Raw genomic sequence first — 16,040 nt, forward strand, 5'->3', positions numbered from 1 at the left:
GGCGAGCAGAATAGGAATCGGTATCCATAGAAACGAGTGCCGTGCTTTGAAGGGCGGCATGAACGTTTCTACTTCTATGCCCATATGTGAATAAATGCGCATGGACCTCTGGCCTGAGGGGGCTATGCTGCACTACACCACAGGATGATCCTGTTCCCGGAAGCAGAAGCGAAGCAACAGCAAGAAGATGAAGAGAAAAGAGACGGAGGAATTAAGATTCATGGAGAGAAAAAACTGGAAGCACCTTATGAAAATAGCAATGTTGACTGCTGCGGTTGGTCTGGTAACGGCTGGCTGCGGAAATTCGAATAATGCCAATGCAGGCAATGCCAATACTGCAAGTACCGGAAATGCTGCGGAAGCTCCCGCCGAGGCGGTTACCATATCGCTGGGTCTGCTGCCTTCTATTGATGCGATTCCGTTTATTATTGCGCATGAGCAAGGCTTTGATAAACAGCATAATGTAAACCTCGATATCCAGACCTTCAAGAGCGCCAAGGACCGTGATGTAGCTTTTCAAGCCGGCAAAGTAGATGGTCTCAGCGCAGATCTTGTAGCGATTTCCATCTATAATGAAGCGGGATTGGATGTCAAAATTACCAGTACTACCACGGGTGAATTTGATCTGCTGACCGGAAATGATGAAGTCAAAGAGGTGAAGGATCTGAAGGGCAAAACTGTCATTCTGTCCAAGAATACCTCGACCCAATATACCGTGGCGATGATGCTGAAGCAGGCCGGTCTGACCGAAGACGATATTACAGTGACCGAAGTGCCGCAGATTCCAACCCGTCTGGAGCTGCTCAAGAATAATAAAGCCGATGCAGCCGTCCTTCCGGAGCCGTTCGTGACCATGGGCAAAACTGCTGGCCTGCGTGTCCTCAGCTCGACCCATAGTGCGGGAATCAATCCGTTCGTGCTGGCTTTCCCGCAGAGTGCGATTGATGCCAAGGGACAAGGTATCCGTGATATGTACGCCGCTTATGATGAAGCTGTAGATTATATGAAAACGCATGACCAGTCGGAATATATCGATCTGATTATCAAGGAAGTGGGTTATCCGGACACGCTGAAGAATGAGATTAAGGTGCCGGAATATCTCCCTGCTTACCAGGTGGATGTGAAGGAAGTAGAAGCGGCCTTCGCCTGGGCGCGTGAAAAAGGACTGCTCACCAAAAATATATCGGCTGAAGAAGTGATCTCCGATGTCCAGTTTAAAGAATAGCGGACTCCGCATTAACAACCTTCATGTAGCCTACGAAAAGGGACAGCTGGCGCTCGGAGAGATGAATCTGACCCTGCCGGAGCATGGGATATACACAGTAATCGGTCCTTCCGGCAGCGGCAAATCCACGCTGCTGCGGGCGATTGCCGGACTGCTGCCGGGGTATGAGGGAGAACTGCTCTTCAACGGCAGATCCGTCCATGAGAAGGAGACGCTGATTGGCCTGGTGCCGCAGAATTATGGCCTGCTGCCCTGGAAGACAGTCCGTGACAATATCAGGATTGCCATGAAGATTGCCCGCCCCGGCAGCGGGAGCACAAACAGGCAAGAGCAGGACGGGCAAATCCTGCATTGGCTGGAGTCCATGGGTATAGCCGGGCTGGCCGGCCGGTTTCCGCTCTCGCTGAGTGGAGGACAGCAGCAACGGGTGGCTATTGCCCGTGCATTCGCCATTCTGCCGACCATTCTGCTGCTGGACGAGCCGTTCTCGGCGCTGGATGCCATTACGCGGGAAGGGCTGCAGCAGATTTTTATCGACAACTGGCAGGCGCATCCGGCAACCACACTGTTCGTCACCCACGATATAGAAGAAGCGATTCTCCTGGGGCAGAAGATTATCGTGATGCTGCCCGGGCAACAGGAGCCGCCGGAGATTCTCGACAACTCCGCTGTGTTTGCCATGAAGCATGTGGACAAGCGGGAGAGCGATGAGTATTTCGAGCAGAGTAAGAGAATCAGAAAGGTTATGATGGAGAAATGGTGAAAAAACGGCATCTCCCTCACCTGCTGCGGCTGCTGTTCGTTTTTGCGGGCATGAATGTAATCTGGTATATAGCCTATCTGCTGATGAATCATTCCATTCTGCCAAGTCCGGGTGCGGTCTATGAAGCTATGTTTCAGTTAGGCGCGCGTGATGTGGCGCTGAATGTGGGCTACAGCCTGCTCCGGATCTTCGAGGGTGTGCTGCTGGCGCTGCTGCTCGGATTGATGGTAGGCCTGCTGATGGGCCGCTCTCCGCTCTGGAACAGGCTGCTGGATCCGGTGGTGTATCTGACCTATCCGATTCCCAAGATTGCGTTATTGCCTGTAGTGATGCTGTTCTTCGGCCTCGGAGAGACCTCCAAAGTGCTGATGATCATGCTGATCCTGCTGTTCCAGGTAATCATATCCGTACGTGATGGTGTGAAGGCGATCCCTGAGAGTACATATGATGTTCTGACGAGCATCGGCGCCAGCTCCATGCAGAAGTTCTGGAATGTGACGCTCCCCGGCGCATTGTCGGTCATTCTCAGCACCATTCGTATCTCCCTTGGAACGGCAATATCGGTGCTGTTCTTCACCGAAATTTACGGTACGGAGCATGGCATGGGCTTCTTCATTATGGATGCCTGGCTGCGGCTGGATTATCCGGAGATGTATGCGGGAATTATGCTGTTCAGTCTGGTAGGCTTTGTCCTTTTCCTGCTGGTGGATCTGCTGGATTACCGGTTTATGAAGTGGCGGCGTTAGTCTGTACACGGGTATTGTCCGCATAAGGACGGTGCCCGTTTCTACTTGTTTGAGAATGCTGTAATTTCCTGTCGCAAATATAACATGGTAAATATATCTAAATATAATTATAATTAGAATATCCATGTTACCTATTTGAGGAGGATGAAATGTTTTGAACAGTAAACGTAATCAATTTATTCAGCAAACCGCCCGGACAGCCCTGATTACTTCGGTAGCGCTTGCATTACTGCTGCCTGGCGGGCTGGCTGCTGCGGATTCCAGCTTCACTTCGGTAATGGTGCCTCTCTCCACAGCAGCTGCCGGACAGGCCGCCAATTCCGCAGCCCCGGACCCGGCCAAGGCCAAAATCACACAGGAGCAGGCCATTGCCAAGCTAAGAGAGCTGTTTCCCGTTCTGAAGGAAGCGACGGTATCCAATGTACGGCTTGGCACGGATTCTTATCCTCCTTCCGGGAACCAGATGGTGTGGAATGTCCAGTGGCAGTACCAGCTGGGCAGCTCAGGTTACGGGTTCTCCAGTTTGGTCGATGCGATGACAGGTGATCTGGTTAATACGTATATTTCTTACCCTATGTTGAGGGAGAATGCTTTTTACCCTCCGGAATTCTCCCGCGAGGAGGCACTGGCGAAAGCCCGCAGCTTTATTGCCGCGGCCGCACCATCCCTGGCAGCCAAGGATCTTGTACTGGATGATAACGACCAGACTTATATGGGCAGGGACGCACTCTTTGGTATGTTTGAATATAGATTTCCGTTCAGAATCTTGAGAAACGGGCTTGCCTCGGCAGCGGATATGCTGAACATCTCCGTCGATGGAAACGGGAATATCGTTCAATTCAGCAAACCGGCTACAGACGGAGTGTATCCGTCAGCGAAGCCGGCGGTCTCCCCGGAATCAGCAAGCAAGCAATTTGCCGGGAACTTTAAGGTTGGGCTCTATTATATCCCTCTATATAAAGATGGCACGGCAGTGCGCTGGATTCTGGGCTGGCGCCCTGAGAGTGAATCCCTGTCCCTTATAGATGCCCAGACTGGCAAAAGCATAGATAATGAAGGTAAGGCAATTACGGCAGCTGTCACTTATGAGGCGGTTCCAGAGCGGAAGAATGCTTTCCAGCCGGCAAGCGCCGCCGGGCTGACCGCAGCTGCAGCGGCGAAGCTGGTACAGCAGGTCGCCGCGATTCCTGCAGAACGCAAGCTTTCAGGTCAGAACTCTGGCATGAATTCCCAGAATGATAAGCAAAAGCTCTGGAGATTATCCTGGGAAGCAAGCCGCACGGCTGCGAATATGGCAATGCCGGAGCGTACTTACGCTGAAGTAGACTCCAGCACCGGAGAAATCATTCAATTCCAGCTGGATCAGTATGGCGGCCAGGAATTGAAGGAACAGCCTGCACCTGCAGGCGGAACCAAACTGACGCAGGCACAATCCAAGGAGAGAGCGATAGAGCTTATCAACCGTCTGTATCCTAAGGCCAGCGGAAGTCTTAAGCTGGCTGAGCATGGAGGAAAGTGGAGTATCCTTGAGGACGGGAAGGGGTACCGTTACCAGTTCGTGCGCTATTATCAGGGTATTCCGGTTAGTGACAGTAATATAGTCATGACTATGGATGTTTACGGCAGACTGCTAAGCTACATGAATACAGGCAGCACCGGTTATGAAGCGCTCAAAGACAAGCCCGTTCCGGCAGTTTCCGGGGCGGAAGCACTTCAGAGCTATCTCGGCCGATATGATCTTAAGCTGCAGTACAGCAGTATAGGCGGATATAATATAGACAATAAGTATGTTGAACCGGCAGTTAAGCTGGTATATGCTCCGACTCCGGCAGATTCTCAGGATACCTATAAGGTACTGGATGCGCAAACTAAGGAATGGGTCACGACCTACGAGAACCCGTTGCAGTCACGGAGTGGAGCGGAGGCAGTTGATCTTAAGGGGCATGCAGCAGAGCAGGCACTGACCGAGCTGCTGAACTACGGCGTGCTGAGCGTAGATGCGGATAAGAAGGTGAATCCGGACCAGGAGATAACGGCCGGAGACTGGTTCACCCTAATTGCCAGATCCTCAACACCGTATTATGCAGGGTATTCGAATGGTTCTGAACCTAAAGCCGTGGCTGGAGTGAGTCCGGACAGCCCTTATTATGAAGCTGTCAGCTATGCGGCAGAGCGTGAATGGATCAGCAGAGAGGCTGCGCTGCAGCCTGAGAGTAAGTTAAGCCGCGAACAGCTTGCTGTTCTGCTGGCCTCCTTCCTGAAGTACGATAAGCTTTCAGCTTTTCTGGGTAATGATTCTGTCATAACCGGCTTCAGTGACAATGCGGCAATTCAGGATAAAGGGGCAGTGGCACTGGCTGTTAAGCTGGGATTGCTGCAGGGAGAGAACGGGAAGTTCAATCCACAGCAGATTGTAACCAAAGCGCAGGCAGCTAATGTGATCATGAAGCTCGTAGAGCTGCAGGGCAGAACCGATCAGGTGATCGGCCAATAGAGAACGAAGCACAGCAAAGCCCGTTTCCGCCACTATGGCGGGAACGGGCTTTTTGACGTCGCATTATGAAGTGGAGAAGCTTATTTGCCGAGCTGTTTGTCGACTTCCTTGACGGGATTCTCGCCGACATTGTCTTCGGTCTTGATGCTGCTCATGAACCAGCCTGTAGCCGCAATAATAATCAGAACTACGTAGAAGGTCAGTTTCCACCAGGTGCTGTGCGCGAAGTCTTCAGACAATACACCCAGCGAAGGATGTGCAAGAGTGATGACGGCAAGCTTAATCCCTACCCAGCCGACAATGAAGAAGGCGGCAATTTCGAGACCTGGACGTGTGTGGAGCAATTTGACGAAGAAAGAAGCGGCAAACCGCATAATAACCAGGCCGATGAATCCGCCCGCAAAGATTACCAGGAACTGTCCGCCGTCAAGTCCGCCAATATGGCCGATTCCGCTTGGCGGAAGAGCAACGGCGAGGGCGACAGCTGCGAGGATGGAGTCTACTGCAAAGGCGATATCTGCAATCTCAACCTTAAGTACGGTGAACCAGAAGCTGGCTTTCTTCTTGTTGACAGCCCCGGAAGTGCCGCTTTCAGCTGCTTCATCCGTGACCGGTTTCTTGAACAGTAATTTTCGGAAGATGTGATTCCCCGCGATAAATAACAGATAAATTGCGCCGATAGCTTGTACCTGCCAGATATCGACCAGATAAGAGATGACGAAAAGTGATCCGAACCGGAACACAAACGCTCCTGCCAATCCGTAAAAGAGCGCCTTCTTACGTTCCTCATCAGGAAGATGTTTAACCATGATTGCCAATACAAGTGCGTTGTCTGCGGCAAGCAGCCCTTCCAGTGCGACCAGAACGAGCAATACCCATCCGTATTCTAATAATAATCCCCAATCCATTGCTGTTTCCTCCTCATGTGGCTCTGGATACTTTTCATAAAAAATACCCTTATTACCATTATTGTAACCAAAACTATATAAAAAAGACCTTTACCAAACAGATTAGCCTTTGGAATAAAGGTAACCTGATTGGTAAAGGTCTCGCTAACAAAATGAATTGCCGATAAAACCGGAGAATATCCTCATATTCTCGTATTGACGATTTTATCTAACAGCTACTCCCCTTTACGGGATATATGAAATTTTAGGATTTACGTATCTGACTAAAAGTATCATATATGAGTTGAGAGGCGTTGTCAATGCTTATGAGAATAAATATCATCAGGAAATGATTGTTTTGAAAACGGAAACATGGCACATACGAGTTATATAACTTGACATACCATATGTCGAAACTGCAAACATAAGGAAATTAAGGGCAAATCAAGCTTTATCCTAATTGACGATGCCCTGTTATGAAAATATGATGAGACTAATTAAAGCAGCCAAGCGACGTTGGTGTTAATTAATATAACATAAAACTAAGCTGGCAGCCAGTTGACTGTCGCGAATGGGAATGTCAGGGAAGCTTAGCCTACAAATCTTTTAGGAGGTGGGAAATGATGCAGCCGTCATGTATATCAAGTGAAGCGGAGGAGGAGATTAGCCGCCACCCTTGCTACAGCGAGGAGGCCCACCGGTTTTATGCCCGGATGCACATCCCGGTTGCTCCCGCCTGTAACATCCAGTGCAATTACTGCAACCGCAAGTTCGACTGTGTAAATGAAAGCAGGCCGGGCGTGGTCAGTGAAGTGCTTACACCGGAGCAGGCGGAACGCAAGGTGAGAGGCGTTGCCGCTCAGCTGATGCAGCTCTCGGTTGTGGGTGTAGCCGGACCCGGAGATCCGCTGGCGAATCCGGAGCAGACATTTGATACCTTTGCCCGGGTCAAGAAGTATGTGCCTGACGTGTCCCTCTGCCTTAGTACCAACGGACTTACGCTTTACCGGCATGTGGATGAGATTATCGAGCTTGGCATCCGGCATGTCACCATCACCATTAATGCCATTGACCCTGATGTCGGCCAGGCGATTTATCCCTGGGTATTCGATGAAGGGGTCCGGTACGAAGGAAGGGAAGCAGCTGAGCTGCTGATCAGCCGCCAATTGCTGGGGCTTGAGATGCTGGCGAAGCTGGGGATTCTGGTCAAAGTGAATTCGATTATGATTCCGGGGGTCAACGATCATCATCTGCCCGCCGTGTCCCAAAGAGTAAAAGAACTCGGGGCCACGCTGCATAATGTAACACCGCTGATTATCGCGCCGGGCAGCCAATACGAAGCGGATGGACGCAAAGCGCCCCGTCCGAAGGAATTGCTTAACCTGCAGGAGCTGCTAGGCCGTGACGGCATGAAGGTCATGCGCCATTGCCGCCAATGCCGGGCGGATGCGATCGGGCTGCTGGGCCAGGACCGCAATCAGGATTTCCCGCTTGAAGCGATGGAAGCTGAACCGGTCATTAATGAAGAAGCCCGGGCAATGTTCCAGAGTGAGCTGGATACCAAAATCCGCGAGCGCGTCAAAGCCAAACAGGCCAGACGCATTCAGGCAGGCGGGCCGAAGACCAGAGTCGCAGTTGCCACTAGAGGCGGCGATAAGGTGAATCAGCATTTCGGTCATGCCACTGAGTTTCTGATTTACGAGACTGACGGCGCAGATGTACAGCTCCTGGGTGTCCGCAAAATACAAGCATATTGTCATGGCAAAGCAGACTGTAACGGCGACAAAGCCGCCACGCTGCAAGAAATCATCTCTATTCTAAGTGATTGCCGCATTCTTCTCTGCTCCGGTATCGGCGATGCTCCAAGAGCCAGCCTGAACAAAATCGGAGTCCTGCCCCTCGTCCGCAAAGGCGGAATTCAGGAAGCCATTCTCGAAAGCGTCAAGTACAGCTCTTATTTTGAAAATATAAACATTTCGAAGGGATGATGAACAATGAGACAAATAGCTTTCTACGGTAAAGGCGGTATTGGTAAATCGACAACTTCACAAAACACCCTGGCTCAGCTGGCTACAAAATTCGGACAAAGAATAATGATCGTAGGCTGTGACCCTAAGGCAGACTCTACCCGTCTGATCCTGAACACGAAAGCCCAGAACTCGGTGCTTGAACTGGCGGCTGAGCTTGGCTCGGTAGAGGATCTTGAGCTTGAAGATGTATTGCAGACAGGTTTCGGCGACATTATCAACGTAGAATGCGGCGGCCCTGAACCTGGAGTAGGCTGCGCAGGACGCGGGATCATCACCGCCATTAACTTCCTGGAACAGGAAGGTGCCTATCAGGATCTGGACTTCGTATCCTATGACGTACTTGGTGACGTTGTATGCGGCGGTTTCGCCATGCCAATCCGCGAAGGCAAGGCGCAAGAGATCTACATTGTCTGTTCCGGTGAGATGATGGCGATGTACGCGGCGAACAATATCGCCCGCGGTATCCTGAAATATGCTACCAGCGGCGGTGTAAGACTGGGTGGCCTGATCTGCAACAGCCGTAACACGGACCGTGAAGATGAGCTGATTATGGAATTGGCCCGCCGCCTGAACACACAGATGATTCACTTTGTGCCACGCGATAACATCGTTCAGCATGCCGAGCTGCGCAGAATGACTGTTGCCCAATATAATCCTACCCATCAGCAGGCGAAGGAATATGAAACGCTGGCTGAGAAAATCCTCAATAACAAAATGCTGACCATCCCTACTCCGATTTCCATGGAAGAGCTGGAAGAGCTGCTGATGGAATTCGGCATCATCGAAGATGAAGAAGCTGCAATCAAGAAGCTGCAGGCTTCCGGTCAATAAGACTCTAAGCCGTAATCTACAGAGTGATCCGGTGAACGGGAGTGGAGAGACGGCCTTCGCCGGATCATCTCAGGTGGTATTAGCCACGCAGGCGGCTTAGACGTCCTGCATCAAGAAAAGGAGGGTCAATACATGGGACTGAATATCGAAGATAATAAAAAACTGGTAGAAGAAGTTCTGGAAGCTTACCCGAAAAAAGCGAAGAAAGACCGCGAGAAGCATTTCCAGGTTGCTACAGATAATGCAATAGATTGCGGTACTTGCGCAGTCAAGTCCAACATTAAATCCCGGCCGGGTGTGATGACTCCGCGCGGTTGTGCCTATGCAGGCTCCAAAGGTGTAGTCTGGGGCCCGATCAAGGATATGGTTCACATCAGTCACGGACCGGTCGGCTGCGGCCAATACAGCTGGGGCTCACGCCGTAACTTTGCGAACGGGACGCTGGGTATTGACAACTTTACGGCTATGCAGATCACCAGTGATTTTCAGGAGACGGATATTGTCTTCGGCGGAGATAAGAAGCTAGCCGTAATCATGCGTGAAATCACCGAAATGTTCCCGCTGGCCAAGGGGATCTCAGTTCAATCCGAATGCCCGGTCGGTCTGATCGGTGATGATATTGAAGCGGTATCCAAAAAGATGTCCAAAGAGCTGGACATGCCGATTGTTCCGGTACGCTGTGAAGGGTTCCGGGGGGTCAGCCAATCGCTGGGCCACCATATTGCCAACGATGCAATCCGCGATTTCGTCATGGGACGTGCGGAGCTGGCGGAGACCGGCCCGTATGATGTCAACATTATCGGCGACTATAATATCGGCGGTGATGCCTGGGCATCCCGTATCTTGCTGGAGGAGATGGGCCTGCGCGTGATTGCCCAGTGGTCCGGTGACGGCTCCCTCAATGAGCTGGAAGTAGCCCACAAGGCGAAGCTGAACCTGATTCACTGCCACCGTTCGATGAACTATATGGTAGATCATATGGAGAAGGCCTACGGTATTCCTTGGCTGGAATACAACTTCTTCGGACCGACCAAGACCTATGAGAGTCTGCGGGCGATCGCCGCCCTGTTCGATGCTACGATTCAGGAAAACTGCGAGAGAATGATTGCTAAATATAAGCCGGTGATGGATGCCATTATCCATAAATTCAGACCCCGGCTGGAGAACAAAACGGTCATGCTGATGATCGGCGGATTACGTTCCCGCCATACCATCGGAGCGTATGAGGATCTGGGGATGGATATTGTAGCTTCCGGTTACGAATTCGCCCACAAGGATGACTATGAGAAGATGCTTCCGATGCTGCAGGAAGGAACCATCATTATGGATGACCCGACAGCCTATGAGCTGGAAGAGCTCACCCAGAGAATGAACATAGATCTGGTAGGTTCAGGTGTGAAAGAGAAGTATGTGTATCACAAAATGGGTGTTCCATTCCGCCAGATGCACTCCTGGGATTACAGCGGTCCTTATCATGGCTTCGACGGCTTTAAGGTTTTTGCCAAGGATATGGATATGACTGTGAACAGCCCGGTATGGGATCTGGTAACCCGGAAATCCAAAATCCAGCCAGAGGAGGCGAGCATATGAGCAAGGATGATCTGAACATTAAAGATAATACCAGCTTGTTTAAGGAAGAACGTTATGTTCAGCAGCGGGAGAACAAGAAACAGTTCGAAGCGCCTTGCAGCGAGCAGGAAACTGCTGAAGCACTCGCTTACTCCAAATCCGCTGAATATATGGAAAAGAACTTCAGCCGCCAGAATGTGGTCATCAATCCGCATAAAGCCTGCCAGCCGCTGGGTTCCGTAATGGCCGCGCTCGGATTCGAGAAAACACTGCCGTTTGTACACGGCTCGCAGGGCTGCAACGCCTACTTCCGCAGCCATCTCAGCCGTCACTTTAAAGAACCCACGCCATCCGTTTCCACTTCAATGACCGAGGATGCGGCTGTATTCGGCGGAATGAATAACCTGATCGACGGTCTGGAGAACAGTGTCGCGCTGTACAAACCGGAGATGGTTGCCATCTGTACCACCTGTATGGCTGAGGTTATCGGGGATGACCTCAACTCTTTTATCGGCAATGCCCGGATCAAAGGGGTGATCAGTGAAGAATACCCGGTAGCTTTCTGCAACACCCCAAGCTTCGTAGGTTCGCATATCACAGGCTATGACGCCATGATCAAAGGCATTCTGAGCTACCTCTATACCCGTTCGGGAATCGAGAGTAAGCCGGGAAGCGGTGCGGAAAGCGGAGAGAAGCTGAATGTTCTGCTTGGGTTCGAGCCGTACACCGGCAACTTTGCTGAACTGCGCAAGATTCTGGCGGCTTTTGATACCAAGTACACGATCCTGGGAGACCACAGCGGAAACTATGACTCCCCGGCCACAGGAGAATACGAATACTATTATGGCGGCACGAAGCTTGAGGATGTTCCGCAGGCAGCGAATGCACTGGGAACCTTGTCTCTGCAAAAATATACGCTGAAAAAGACGCAGGAATATATCAGCGGAACCTGGAAGCAGCAAATCTCCGCATTATCGACACCGCTTGGGATTAAAGGTACCGATAAATTGCTGGAAACGATCAGTGAACTGACGGGACTGCCGGTTCCTGCTTCACTTACTGAAGAACGCGGCCGCGTAGTAGATGCGCTCATGGACAGTCATCCTTACCTGCACGGCAAGCGGGTTGCGCTTGTAGGTGATCCGGATCTGCTGATCGGTCTGATCGGGTTCTGTCTGGAAACCGGGATGGAGCCGGTGCATATCGTCTGCTCGAACGGTGATGTTGATTACAATGAAGTGAAGTTCAAGGATGAAGCAGAGGCGCTGCTGGCGGCAAGTCCTTACGGTTCAGAAGCAACTGTGCATGTGGGTAAAGACCTGTGGCATATGCGCTCGCTGCTGCTGAATGATACGGTTGATCTGGCAATCGGCAGCTCCCATCTGAAATTCGCCGCCAAGGATGCCGATGTTCCGCTGATCCGGGTCGGATTCCCGGTCTTTGACCGTCATCATATGCACCGTTATCCCATTATCGGGTATCAGGGGACGTTAAATCTGCTTAGCTTGATTGTGAATACCATCCTTCAACAGCTCGATGATAATAATTCCGGATTTAACTTTGAGCTGGTGCGCTAAACATAGTTTTATCAGCTATCTAAGTTAAAGTGATCACTAAGAGTGAGAGGGATTACTGAAACTTTCTGAAATGAAATGTATATTATTAATGTAATTATTTGAATAAATGTAAAAATACTAAGCCTGGCATCCTTCGTCCCCCGGTACGTACGGCAGCGGTTATTATGACCGGAATCCGCGGGGGCAGCGGAGGGCCGGGATTCTTGCCATCATGTGCAAATGCCGCCTCAGGAACAGCGCAAGATTTGCGTGAAACACAGCATCTTAAGCGAAGGAGATGAAGAGCCGATGGACCCTGTTCGAAAAGACGAATTTGATTCCGAGGCTTGCGGGAGCATAGCCCCAAAAGCAAAGCCCTGTCCGCGGCCCAAACCGGGTGAAGCAGCTGGAGGCTGCTCCTTCGACGGAGCCCAAATTACGCTGCTGCCGATTATGGACGCTGCACATCTTGTCCATGGACCGATTGCCTGTGCCGGTAATAGCTGGGAGAGCAGAGGAACGTTATCAAGCGGCCCCTCCCTATCCCAATATGGCTTCGCCACGGATCTTACGGATTCCGATATTATTTTTGGCGGCGAGAAGAAACTGAAGGAAAGTATCGACTATATTGCCGAGCGCTTTGCGCCTCCGGCAATATTTGTATATTCAACCTGTGTGACAGCGCTGATTGGCGAAGATATGGATGCGGTCTGCAAGACGGCGGCTGAGCGGATCGGGATTCCTGTGATCCCCGTGAACAGTCCCGGCTTCGTCGGCAGCAAGAATCTCGGCAACCGCCTGGCCGGTGATGCCCTGCTGCAGTACGTCATTGGTACGGGAGAGCCGGAGCCGCTGACGCCGCTGGGCGTGAATCTGATCGGAGAGTATAATATCGCCGGTGAGATGTGGGATATCGAGAAGCTGATGAACAGCGCAGGGATAGCGGTAACCTCACGGATAACGGGAGATGCCCGTTACAAGGAGATTACCTGGGCGCACCGGGCGAAGGTGAATATGGTGGTCTGCAGCCGGGCGCTGCTGGGCCTTGCCAAGGAGATGGAATCCAGATACGGCATTCCATATTTCGAAGGTTCATTCTATGGTGCCAAGGAAACGACCTATTCGCTGCGGCAGATGGCGTTTCTAATGAATGACCGTGAGATGGAGCGGCGGGTGGACCGGCTCACCGAACGGGAAGAGGCCCGGTTAAGCCAAGATCTGCGGCCTTACCGCAAGCTGCTGAAGGGGAAACGGGCGGTGCTCTATACCGGCGGTGTCAAAAGCTGGTCGGTGATCTCGGCGCTGAAGGAGCTGGGTGTCCAGGTAGTCGGTGTAGGCACGAACAAAAGTACTGAGGATGATGTGCGGCGGATTGCCGACCGGGTGGGCGACGATACGGAATACATTCCCGAAGGCGGAGCAAGCCGGATTATTAAGACGGTCAGGGAACGCAAGGCTGACATTATGATTGCCGGCGGACGCAATATGTACGTGGCAATGAAAGAGCAGATCCCGTTCATCGATATTAATCAGGAGCGGCACAAGGCGTATGCCGGATATGAGGGACTGCTGAGGCTGGCCAAAGAGCTGACCTATTCCCTGGCGAATCCAATCTGGAAGCTGGCGGCGAGCCCGGCCCCATGGGATAAGGAGGCTCCTCCTTATGACCGTTAACCGGAGAAAGAAGCCGGCATCTGTCAACCCGCTGAAGATCGGGCAGTCGCTGGGTGCCGTGCTGGCACTGCAGGGCTGTTACCGGGCCATGCCGCTGATTCACGGCTCCCAGGGCTGCTCCGCTTTTCCGAAGGCGCTGCTGACCCGGCATTTCCGGGAACCGATTGCCGTGCAGACCTCGGCGCTGCAGGAGATGGATGTCATCTTCGACGCCAACCGCAATCTGGAAGAGGCGCTGAATCTGGTGCTGAGCAAGCACCGTCCCGATATCATCGGCATTATTGGAACAGAACTGACCGATGTGGCGGGTGTAGATTATCAGAACATGCTTAAGACGTATAAAAGAGAGCGGAATATGCGCGGCGGTCTCGCCTTCTCCGTCGTGCTTCCGGATTTTCGCGGATCACTGGAATCGGGCTTCAGCTCTACGGTAGAAGCCATGATTGACGAGATGATCCAGCAGGTCGGGCACCGGGGGTCCAGGAGTGTAAACACCCGGCAGATCACCTTGCTGCCGGGATCATTCTTAACCCCGGCCGATGTAATGGAGCTGAAGGAGATCATCTCCTCCTTCGGGTTCGAGGTGATTGCGCTGCCGGATATCTCAACGTCCCTGTCGGGCCATCTGCTGACAGGCTTCTCGCCGCTGACCCGGGGCGGGGTTCCGCTGGATTCCATGCTGCAGAGCCTGCAGTCCGGGCTGACGATTGCCATAGGCGGGAGCATGGAGCGTCCGGCCCGGCGGCTGCACAATGCGCTGGGCACGCCTTATAAAGTATTCGAAGGCGCAATGGGACTCAAAGCCACCGATGAACTGCTGCATTTCCTGCATCAGATCAGCGGGGAGCCAGTGCCGCTGCGCTATTGCTGGCAGAGGGAGAATCTGCTCGACAGCATGCTGGATGCCCATTTTCAGTTTGCCGGAATGTCGGCTCTGACGGCGCTGGAACCGGATCATTTGTATTCGGTCTCGGGATGGCTGGAGGAGCTGGGGGTAGAGCAGACGGCACTGATTACCTCATACGAAACTCCGCTCGTTGCCGGAATGGAACGCGAGGTATGGGTGGGGGATCTGGATGATGCCGAGGTACTCGGCAAGGGGGCGGATTTGTGGATCAGCAATTCCCACGGGCTCGCTGGCGCGCAGCGGATTGAGGCAGCGTTTATGCCGGCCGGATTCCCGGTCTGGAATGAGCTGGGTGCTTATATGTCTGTCTCGGTCGGGTATCGAGGCGCTATGGAATGGAGTAATAAAGCAGGGAATTTGTTAATGCAGAGGGAGGCAGGACACCGTGAAAGTAGCGTTCGCCACAGATGATGGAAACCGTGTAAATGCCCATTTCGGCCAAAGTCCGATGTTTGCTGTATATAATGTAACGAAATCAGGCGCCTCACTGGTTGAGCTGCGCAAGCTGCCAGCGGTGCTGAACCAGGATGAAGCAGGCAAAATCGACAGCCGGCTGGATGCGGTAAGCGACTGTACCCTGATCTTCATCATGCAGATCGGTGCGTCAGCAGCCGCGCGGGTGACGCGCCGCAAGATCATGCCGGTGAAGGTGCCTTTCGGCAGTCCCATAGAGGAACAGCTGAAACGGCTGGTGGAGATGCTTCAGGGTAAGCCGCCTATGTGGCTGGCCAAGGTTCTGCGGGCGGAGGAGAACAGCGGGAGCGAAGGGGGAGAAGCGAATGGAACCCATGGCTAATGAGCATGCGGTGCAGCAGGATACGGGGAACACGGAAGCCCCGGCAATGAGGCTGCGCAGCCGGAAAGTGCGCAAGGAGCTGAACCAGGAGACAGTGGATGCTCTGGTCCGGCGGCTGTGCCATCTGCTGGATGCCGGAGATTTCTTCGGGCGTAATGCCATGCTTCCGCCGCTAGAGAAGATCGGGAAGCTGTTCCTGGCTACTGCCGAGGATCAGAATCAATCGGAATTCAATTGTGCCGTGTCACCGAAGGTGCGCCAGCAGGTACCGCTGCTGTTCCAGGCGATGGCCGGAGTGATGGAAGAAAGAACGGGCCTTATGATCCAGAGTACCGCCGAGATTAATGGCGAGGGCTTTGGACGGGGGCTGCTGTACAGCGGCAGAGTTATCCTGGTACTCAAAAGCTTACGCGCCGGCGCCCCCTTCCCGTTCACTTCTGCAGAGAAGACGATCCGGTACGGGGTGGAGTGTATAGAAGAAGGGCAGGCTTTTCTGGAGAAATACAAGGTGATGACTTCAGAGCACGGGCTGCTTAGCTTGGAGGGCTAGGGCAGATCTCAA

13 protein-coding genes are annotated in these 16,040 nt (G+C 52.5%); 12 read left to right on the top strand and 1 reads right to left on the bottom strand.

What is annotated here, in order from left to right:
* Positions 1–247: 247 nt before the first annotated feature.
* From MHI42_RS27005 to MHI42_RS27020, 4 genes are all read left to right on the top strand, one after another.
* Positions 248–1,225, top strand: coding sequence for an ABC transporter substrate-binding protein (locus MHI42_RS27005; RefSeq protein ID WP_342421179.1), 978 nt, complete (start codon positions 248–250; stop codon positions 1,223–1,225).
* On the top strand, positions 1,206–1,988 hold the full coding sequence (locus MHI42_RS27010) for an ATP-binding cassette domain-containing protein (protein WP_076248413.1): 783 nt from the start codon (positions 1,206–1,208) through the stop codon (positions 1,986–1,988). Before MHI42_RS27005 ends, MHI42_RS27010 begins: the two co-directional genes overlap by 20 nt.
* Positions 1,982–2,734, top strand: a complete 753-nt coding sequence (locus MHI42_RS27015) for an ABC transporter permease subunit (protein ID WP_171718721.1) — start codon at positions 1,982–1,984, stop codon at positions 2,732–2,734. Before MHI42_RS27010 ends, MHI42_RS27015 begins: the two co-directional genes overlap by 7 nt.
* A gap of 154 nt (positions 2,735–2,888) precedes the next feature.
* On the top strand, positions 2,889–5,228 hold the full coding sequence (locus MHI42_RS27020) for an S-layer homology domain-containing protein (protein ID WP_342421180.1): 2,340 nt from the start codon (positions 2,889–2,891) through the stop codon (positions 5,226–5,228).
* An 80-nt stretch (positions 5,229–5,308) separates the two neighbouring features.
* On the opposite strand, the gene MHI42_RS27025 is transcribed toward MHI42_RS27020, so the two are convergent.
* The gene (locus MHI42_RS27025) at positions 5,309–6,136 is read right to left on the bottom strand and encodes a TerC family protein (RefSeq protein ID WP_171718719.1); all 828 of its coding nucleotides are present in this window, start codon (positions 6,134–6,136) and stop codon (positions 5,309–5,311) included.
* Positions 6,137–6,735: 599 nt separating this feature from the next.
* Here MHI42_RS27025 and nifB point away from each other — a divergent pair.
* From nifB to MHI42_RS27065, 8 genes are all read left to right on the top strand, one after another.
* A complete protein-coding gene (nifB, locus tag MHI42_RS27030) occupies positions 6,736–8,103 on the top strand; it encodes a nitrogenase cofactor biosynthesis protein NifB (RefSeq protein WP_342421181.1) in 1,368 nt (455 codons plus the stop codon).
* A gap of 6 nt (positions 8,104–8,109) precedes the next feature.
* Positions 8,110–8,976 (top strand): nitrogenase iron protein, encoded by an 867-nt coding sequence (gene nifH, locus MHI42_RS27035; RefSeq protein WP_039297719.1) that lies wholly within the window; start codon positions 8,110–8,112, stop codon positions 8,974–8,976.
* A gap of 132 nt (positions 8,977–9,108) precedes the next feature.
* Positions 9,109–10,566 carry a nitrogenase molybdenum-iron protein alpha chain gene (gene nifD, locus MHI42_RS27040; RefSeq protein ID WP_171718718.1) on the top strand — a complete coding sequence of 486 codons (1,458 nt, stop codon included), beginning with the start codon at positions 9,109–9,111 and terminating at the stop codon, positions 10,564–10,566.
* Positions 10,563–12,122: a nitrogenase molybdenum-iron protein subunit beta gene (gene nifK / locus MHI42_RS27045; protein WP_342421182.1), complete on the top strand. Its 1,560-nt coding sequence runs from the start codon at positions 10,563–10,565 to the stop codon at positions 12,120–12,122. The genes nifD and nifK overlap by 4 nt, the downstream gene beginning before the upstream one ends.
* Before the next feature lie 219 nt (positions 12,123–12,341).
* Positions 12,342–13,775 (top strand): nitrogenase iron-molybdenum cofactor biosynthesis protein NifE, encoded by a 1,434-nt coding sequence (gene nifE / locus MHI42_RS27050; RefSeq protein ID WP_256704043.1) that lies wholly within the window; start codon positions 12,342–12,344, stop codon positions 13,773–13,775.
* Positions 13,765–15,093: a nitrogenase iron-molybdenum cofactor biosynthesis protein NifN gene (gene nifN, locus MHI42_RS27055; RefSeq protein ID WP_342421183.1), complete on the top strand. Its 1,329-nt coding sequence runs from the start codon at positions 13,765–13,767 to the stop codon at positions 15,091–15,093. The genes nifE and nifN overlap by 11 nt, the downstream gene beginning before the upstream one ends.
* Entirely contained in the window at positions 15,068–15,478 is a 411-nt protein-coding gene (gene nifX / locus MHI42_RS27060) for a nitrogen fixation protein NifX (RefSeq protein WP_039297710.1), read from the top strand. Before nifN ends, nifX begins: the two co-directional genes overlap by 26 nt.
* The gene (locus MHI42_RS27065; RefSeq protein WP_342421184.1) at positions 15,462–16,028 is read left to right on the top strand and encodes a DUF269 domain-containing protein; all 567 of its coding nucleotides are present in this window, start codon (positions 15,462–15,464) and stop codon (positions 16,026–16,028) included. The genes nifX and MHI42_RS27065 overlap by 17 nt, the downstream gene beginning before the upstream one ends.
* Positions 16,029–16,040 lie beyond the last annotated feature (12 nt).

The sequence above is a fragment of the Paenibacillus sp. FSL E2-0178 genome (assembly GCF_038593005.1).
Lineage (GTDB): Bacteria > Bacillota > Bacilli > Paenibacillales > Paenibacillaceae > Paenibacillus_AQ > Paenibacillus_AQ phytohabitans.

What these genes read in the sequence shown, in the direction of transcription:
- MHI42_RS27005 (WP_342421179.1), top strand. Translation starts at nt 248, where the DNA reads ATGAAAATAGCAATGTTGACTGCTGCGGTTGGTCTGGTAACGGCTGGC.
- nifH (WP_039297719.1), top strand. Translation starts at nt 8,110, where the DNA reads ATGAGACAAATAGCTTTCTACGGTAAAGGCGGTATTGGTAAATCGACA.
- nifE (WP_256704043.1), top strand. Translation starts at nt 12,342, where the DNA reads ATGCCGCCTCAGGAACAGCGCAAGATTTGCGTGAAACACAGCATCTTA.
- nifD (WP_171718718.1), top strand. Translation starts at nt 9,109, where the DNA reads ATGGGACTGAATATCGAAGATAATAAAAAACTGGTAGAAGAAGTTCTG.
- nifN (WP_342421183.1), top strand. Translation starts at nt 13,765, where the DNA reads ATGACCGTTAACCGGAGAAAGAAGCCGGCATCTGTCAACCCGCTGAAG.
- nifK (WP_342421182.1), top strand. Translation starts at nt 10,563, where the DNA reads ATGAGCAAGGATGATCTGAACATTAAAGATAATACCAGCTTGTTTAAG.
- MHI42_RS27015 (WP_171718721.1), top strand. Translation starts at nt 1,982, where the DNA reads ATGGTGAAAAAACGGCATCTCCCTCACCTGCTGCGGCTGCTGTTCGTT.
- nifB (WP_342421181.1), top strand. Translation starts at nt 6,736, where the DNA reads ATGATGCAGCCGTCATGTATATCAAGTGAAGCGGAGGAGGAGATTAGC.
- MHI42_RS27065 (WP_342421184.1), top strand. Translation starts at nt 15,462, where the DNA reads ATGGAACCCATGGCTAATGAGCATGCGGTGCAGCAGGATACGGGGAAC.
- MHI42_RS27025 (WP_171718719.1), bottom strand. Translation starts at nt 6,136, where the DNA reads ATGGATTGGGGATTATTATTAGAATACGGATGGGTATTGCTCGTTCTG.
- MHI42_RS27010 (WP_076248413.1), top strand. Translation starts at nt 1,206, where the DNA reads ATGTCCAGTTTAAAGAATAGCGGACTCCGCATTAACAACCTTCATGTA.